This window comes from Pseudomonas antarctica (assembly GCF_900624995.1).
Classification (GTDB): domain Bacteria; phylum Pseudomonadota; class Gammaproteobacteria; order Pseudomonadales; family Pseudomonadaceae; genus Aquipseudomonas; species Aquipseudomonas antarctica.
In genome coordinates this window covers 1-6,248 of the sequence record NZ_UYXQ01000175.1, presented here as the reverse complement: position 1 = coordinate 6,248, position 6,248 = coordinate 1, and the positions used below count along the sequence as shown (strand labels likewise).

Sequence of the window (6,248 nt, the reverse complement as noted above, 5' to 3'; positions counted from 1 at the left end):
ACCGCAGGTGGCGCAATATCGCTGCCGATGGCGGTGGTGTCGGACGTGCCGATCAGCAGCAGGGTGGGCATTTGTAAATCCTTGAACTCGTAGTACACCGGCTGGGTGAAGATCATGTCGTAAATCAACGCCGAGTTCCATGCGACCTGGGTGTGCCCCGGGCCTTTATTCAAGCCTGCGAGCATGTCGACCCAACGGTCGTACTCAGGCTTCCAGCGCCCGACGTAATAAGTGTTCAGTTCGTATTGGCGAATGCCTTCTGCGCTGAGCTTCAACTCGCGCTCGTACCATTGGTCGACACTGCGATAAGGCACGCCCAGGGCCTTCCAGTCTTCCAGGCCGATAGGATTGACCAGCGCCAACTGCTCGGTTTGCGCGGGGTAAAGCAACGCATAACGGGTGGCGAGCATGCCGCCGGTGGAGTGGCCGACGAGGGTGGCTTTTTGGATGCCGAGTGTATCCAGCAGTTGATGGGTGTTGATCGCCAGTTGTTGGAAACTGTACTGGTAGTGGTCAGGCTTGCTGGAGGTACAAAAGCCGATCTGGTCCGGTGCGATGACGCGGTAACCAGCGTTGCTGAGGGCTTTGATAGTGTCATCCCACGTCGCGCCACAGAAGTTCTTACCGTGCATCAGCACCACGCTGCGCCCGTTGGCCTTGCCCTTGGCGGGCACGTCCATGTAACCCATCTGCAGGGTTTTACCTTGGGACTGGAAGTTGAAATGCTCGACCGGGTAGGGGTACTCAAAGCCTTGCAACTCAGGGCCATAGGCAGGGCCTGCAGTGGCGGCAAAGGCGGGAAGGGCGGTGCCGAGCAGCAGGCTGGTGGCGCAGAGTGAGCGGATCAACGTCATCGGTCAGGCTCCAGAAACAACAGTGTCCGGATGCTGTGGCGGGGGGATTAAGCGAGGATTAACGGAGCGCGACGTAACCTACCGACGCCTTGATAGTCTTCAGGTTGGTGCGAGCGACAGAAGTCGATCGGTTCCGGCACCACTCCTCGGTAATCGGCCTTGTTCAGCGCGTTGATATCGCCTGCCTAGCTATCATAAATGACAGTTGGTCAATGGTCGGGCGTTAAGTAGTCGTCAGTTGGCTGACAGTCAATACCACCAGCACCGCATATCGAGTGCCTTTGGCCACGGAGACGATGAGCAGGAAGCGCCAGAACGGCTCACGCATGACCCCGGCCACCAGTGTCAGCGGATCACCGATAATTGGCACCCAACTGAGCAGCAACGACCAATGCCCCCAGCGCTGGTAGTGCGTGCGGGCCTTTTCCAGGTGCCGTGGGCTGACCGCAAACCAGCGCCGGTCCTTGAAGCGATCCACTGAGCGCCCCAGCCACCAATTGACCACCGAGCCCAGCACATTGCCAGCCGTGGCAAGGGTGAGCAGCAGCCAAAGGCTGTAATGCCCGCTGATCAACAGGCCGACCAGCACCGCCTCCGATTGCATCGGCAACAGCGTGGCGGCACCGAAGGCGGCGAAAAATAGCCCCAGGTAACCGGCGAGCATCAATCAATGTGCCGGGTAGTCGGCCACCACCACGTCTTTGCCGTCACGGGTCAGGCCGATGACCTGATAGGCATCGCTCATGCCGTCCATTTCCATGCCGGGCGAACCCATTGGCATGCCTGGGGCGGCAATGCCCACTAAGTCGTCGCGTTTGCGCAGGGCCAGCACTTGTTCGGCGGGCACATGGCCTTCGACGAACTTGCCGTCGATCACGGCGGTGTGGCACGAACCCAGACGCGGTGCCACGCCCAGGCGCTGCTTGACGGCGCTCATGTCAACTTCCACATGGTCGTTGACCATGAAGCCATTGCTTTGCAGGTGGCTGATCCATTTTTTGCAACAGCCGCAGTTGGCGTCGCGGTGCACGTCGATGGGGATCAAGTCGGCCGCCTGAGCCAGGGAGGAGGTTAGGAGGGCCGAAAGCAGGGTCAATCGCAATGGAGTGTTCATGCGGGTCTCGTGAGCAAGAGAGCATCGTCGGGAAGTGGCGGCGATCATGACGACGTCATTGCGGGCACGCCAGCGCCCACGGGTAAGTGGGGGCGCCGTTAATGTTTCCAAATTATACGAAACCGGCGGTTTCCAACCGATGTTTGAGCTGGTCCAGCGCGATGAGTGACAGTTCGACCATGCGCTCATGCAAGGTGGCCAGTTGCAATTCGGTTTCGTAGGTCAACACGCGTTTGAACAAGGTGCCGTTGCGATGTGCCTGCAAGAAATAGTGGACAGAGCCGTCGACGGCGAGGGAGGTGAACACGGTTTTAAATTCACTCGGGCGCTGAGCGATCTGTACGCGATAACTCATGGGCACGCGTACACCCAGCAGGTCGATGTCTTCGGTAAAACGGGCGCCGGCCGGGAGTGGGCCGGTGGTGCCGGTATTGGCACCGAGGGAGGTGGGGTGCCATTCATGCCAGCGGTCAGGCTGGGTCACATAGTCGTAAACGACCTCAATAGGGGCCTCGATAAAACGTTCTTGGCTGATCCGCTCCAAGCGGCTCGAATGCTCAACAACGTGCATGACACACCTCCTGTGTGGCGAGACTTTGCACTAAGAGATGTCAGAATAGTCCCACTCCCGTGTTTTGCACGGGAGGGTGTTACCCATTTATCAACGCACTTTGAAACGGCTCATCAGCGCAATCACCCGACCGTTGGCATCCAGCAGGCTTTGCGTATTGGTTTCAGTGGCATGGCCGCTTTCCACCAGCTCTTCGACCATATGTCGGATCTGCACCATGCTGCGGTTGATCTCCTCGGTGACCGCGCTTTGTTGCTCGGCGGCCGTGGCGATTTGGGTGCTGAGGTTGTTGATATGGCTGACCGAACCGGCCATTTCGTCGAGGCCGGTGTTGACCCGGGCCGTGGCATCCGCCGCCGATTGGCAACTGGCCTGGGTATTTTCCATGGCCGTCACCGACGAACTTACGCCGGTGGTCAGACGCACGAGCATCTCGTTGATCTGCGAGGTACTGGCCTGGGTGCGCGCCGCCAGAGCCCGCACTTCGTCGGCCACTACGGCAAAACCACGGCCTTGCTCACCCGCTCGCGCCGCTTCAATCGCGGCATTGAGTGCCAACAGGTTGGTCTGGCCGGCAATCGCGCCGATCACCCCCAGGGTCTCGGTGATGCGCGCGGCGTCCTGGCGCATGTTTTCCACGGTGTGGGTGGCGCTGGCCACTTCGCCGATCAAGGCGCTGACGCTGTTGGAGGCTTCGCCCACCACGACACGGGAGCGGTCGGCGTGTTCGTTGGCGCGCTGGGTGAACGAGGCGGTCTCAGCGGCGTTTTGCGCAACGGTGTCGGCGGTGGAGCTCATTTCAGTGATGGCGGTGACCGTCTGATCGGTCTCGCTGGCATGTCGCACCAGAATCCGGTTGGTCTGCGCCGAGGTGTGCTGCAATTGCTCAAGCCCCGAGGACATGGCGCCCGTGGCTTGGGTCACTTCGCCGATCATGTTTTGCAGGTAGGTGATAAAGCGGTTGACCGAGTGGCCGATGGCGCCCATTTCATCTTCGGCACGGATGGTGATACGCCGCGTCAGGTCAGCATCGCCGGCACACAGGGCGTCGATATTGGTTCTCAGCGACTTCATGCGCTGTACCAACTGGCGGATCGCATAGAACGCCAACAACACCAGCAGCAACACCATGGGAATTTGCAGCATGGCCAGGGTGCCGAGCACGTCATCGCGTTGGGCTGTGATCAGCGAGGTGGGCAGGGCGGTGGCGAGGAACCAGGGTGTGCCCTCAATCGGACGCATGTAGAACGTGCTGGCCACCCCTTGGTTGTCGAACTCACTGCGCTGCAACGCTTGGTCGCGATGGGCAAGGGCTTTGCTGACCTGGGCGGCAAAGGCCGAGGTGCCAGCCAGTTCGCTGATGTTCTTCAACACCACCGGGCTGCTGATGCGCGTGCTGTTGCTGATGATCTTGCCGTCGGCTTCGACGATCAGCATCTGCCCGCCGATGTCTTTTTCCTTGCTGGCGACCAGGGCATTGAAGAAGCCCAGGGTCACGTCGATGGTGGCGACGCCGTACGCTGCGCCGTCACGCTGGATCGCCATCGCGCAGTTGGTGCGCGGCTCCTGGCTGGCGTCGTCCTTGTAGGCGGCCGCCCAGGCGCACTGACCGCGCGGTGAGGCGAGGCCGCCTTTGTACCAGCTCTGGTCGTAGTAGTTGGGGGCCGCGTCGCTGTTCCAGAAGGTGTTGACCGCCAGCTTGCCCGAGGCATCGCGGTGCCAGAAAGTGCTGTGCTTGTTGCGCCCCGGGGTGCGCTGGTTGGGCAGCGGCCAGATGCCGCCGCCGAAGACTTTCAGCTCGCCATACTGGTCCACCAACCCGGGCAGGACCTTGTCGATGGCGTCGCTGTCGAGCAGGGGAATGGTCTGGGTGATGCTGCGTTGCTGAGCTTGAACCTTGTTGAGTTCGCCCTGTATCTGCTCGGCGACTTCGGCGATGCGGTTAAGCACCACCTGTTCTTCGGTGTGTTTTAGCGTGGGTGCCACCAGCTGGCCGATGCCCACGACGGTTAACACGGATAGCACCAGGACGAACAGCACCAGGAACAGGGTATAGCGGGTTTGAATGGAGCGTAGCGGGGTCATGGGGTCGTCCTTACGAAGCGTTTATTATCGACACGGCTTTGTTAGAGCTTCATCGGGCTATCGGCTGGGTAAGGAGGAGCTTTAGGTACCATCGTACAACGTTATTCAAAACCGACTTAAGAAGATTGCACGCCTCGCTGCCGGTCGTAGGTGTCACCAGCGTTATGATTGGCGTTTGGCCGCAGACTAGAGGCCGCGCCCCTGACTGCTCAGTTTTAAGCTGTAAGCTGGCCTTAATGGTTTACCCATCTCTTTATGCAAGGCGTTCTCAGTGAACGGCTGCGGGTTGAGCGTAGTCGGTCGCGTCGAGGGGTCATTATCGAAGTCAAAGGGGTCTGCCTCGTTGGGCAGTCCAACGGCCTGGAACTCTTTATTTGTGACAGCAATCGGTTTGCCCGGTTTCAGATATTCGACGCCTGTACCCTCAAGGAATGTGCCAGTGGCGCCATTGTACGCATGGCTCATCTCATGGAAGAGTCCGCTGACCGGCACGAGTGTGTTGGTGCGGTCAGCAACTTCCGTGATTGAAAACGGATTGTAGTAGATCGTGGCACGATCCGCGCGAGAGCCCGGTACGCCATTGTTGATGTAGCCGTATTTTGACGTGTTAACCGTGGCTTTAGCGTGCGGTGACAAATTCTCCAGTTCAGTACTGCCAAACCAGTAGGCACTTGAGGTGTGGTAAGTGGGTGCGATGGTGACTTTGCCACCCGCCACTGCGGCGAGTTCATCCATTTTGGCCAGGGCTTGTTGGCCAATCGGCGAGCTGCGCAAAAGCTCCAAGTCGTCTAGGGTCTGTTGCTTGAACTCATATTCACCGTCTTGCACCGTGTAACCCTGTTCGCCCGCATTGCTTGGTTTCACTTCAGTGAAGCTAGAGCCCTTGGTTCGGTCGAAGCGGTCAGTGGCATTGGCGTAGATAAGATCATTGCGCTGGTTATTCCAGATATGGTCGCAGCCTTTGCCGGCGTAGAAGGTCGTGCGGTCGTAACCTACCAAGTGATCGTCGTCGTTGCCGCCATGTAAAACGCTATGCCCACTGCCTGCGTGGAGTTCATCATTGCCGTCACCTCCGTCCAGATAACTCTGCTGGGTTGAGGAGCCAAATCCGCCGTACAGCCGGTCATTGCCCTTGTTGCCGTACATCACGGCATTACCGGCCCCGCCGATAATGGTGTCGTCTCCGTTGTTGCCGGCGGCATAACCGAGGCCACTGCCCAGGCGCATAAAGTCATTGCCGTTGCCGCCATGCAGGCGGCTCCTGCCACCCCCGGCCTGGATATAGTCGTCGCCATCACCGCCTTCAACGTCCACATGCAACGTGACGTCAACGTCGATGATGACGGTGTCATTGCCACCCTTGGTCTCGATCCAAAGGTTTTGCTTGGGGCCATGTTCCTTGCCGTCGATGATATGCGACTTACCGTTGATAAGGATTTGGACCTTGCCACCCGGCCAATTGCGGACATGGACATGGTCCGCCCCATCACCTGTTTCAACCAGGAGTAAATTGCGCAGGATTTTCGGCTTGTTGGCGGCGCCTGACAGGATCCACAGCGTGTGCCGACTGATCTTCACATCAGCGTCGGCCACCAGCGTTTGCGAGGCGTAGGCATTCACGCCT

At 59.2% G+C, this 6,248-nt stretch carries 6 protein-coding genes; all 6 read right to left on the bottom strand.

What is annotated here, in order from left to right:
* The coding region (locus E0F99_RS28295) for an alpha/beta hydrolase (RefSeq protein ID WP_130909071.1) at positions 1-854 on the bottom strand (854 nt) is incomplete at its 3' end.
* A gap of 223 nt (positions 855-1,077) precedes the next feature.
* A complete protein-coding gene (locus tag E0F99_RS28290) occupies positions 1,078-1,518 on the bottom strand; it encodes a YqaA family protein (RefSeq protein ID WP_083358552.1) in 441 nt (146 codons plus the stop codon).
* A gap of 3 nt (positions 1,519-1,521) precedes the next feature.
* Complete coding sequence (locus tag E0F99_RS28285) at positions 1,522-1,968, bottom strand: DUF411 domain-containing protein (protein WP_083358551.1); 447 nt, start codon at positions 1,966-1,968, stop codon at positions 1,522-1,524.
* A 112-nt stretch (positions 1,969-2,080) separates the two neighbouring features.
* Positions 2,081-2,539 carry an SRPBCC family protein gene (locus tag E0F99_RS28280; RefSeq protein ID WP_083358550.1) on the bottom strand — a complete coding sequence of 153 codons (459 nt, stop codon included), beginning with the start codon at positions 2,537-2,539 and terminating at the stop codon, positions 2,081-2,083.
* A gap of 90 nt (positions 2,540-2,629) precedes the next feature.
* Positions 2,630-4,624 (bottom strand): methyl-accepting chemotaxis protein, encoded by a 1,995-nt coding sequence (locus tag E0F99_RS28275; RefSeq protein ID WP_083358549.1) that lies wholly within the window; start codon positions 4,622-4,624, stop codon positions 2,630-2,632.
* A 186-nt stretch (positions 4,625-4,810) separates the two neighbouring features.
* The coding region (locus tag E0F99_RS28270) for a M91 family zinc metallopeptidase (RefSeq protein WP_341273823.1) at positions 4,811-6,248 on the bottom strand (1,438 nt) is incomplete at its 5' end.

What these genes read in the sequence shown, in the direction of transcription:
- E0F99_RS28290 (WP_083358552.1), bottom strand. Translation starts at nt 1,518, where the DNA reads ATGCTCGCCGGTTACCTGGGGCTATTTTTCGCCGCCTTCGGTGCCGCC.
- E0F99_RS28285 (WP_083358551.1), bottom strand. Translation starts at nt 1,968, where the DNA reads ATGAACACTCCATTGCGATTGACCCTGCTTTCGGCCCTCCTAACCTCC.
- E0F99_RS28280 (WP_083358550.1), bottom strand. Translation starts at nt 2,539, where the DNA reads ATGCACGTTGTTGAGCATTCGAGCCGCTTGGAGCGGATCAGCCAAGAA.
- E0F99_RS28275 (WP_083358549.1), bottom strand. Translation starts at nt 4,624, where the DNA reads ATGACCCCGCTACGCTCCATTCAAACCCGCTATACCCTGTTCCTGGTG.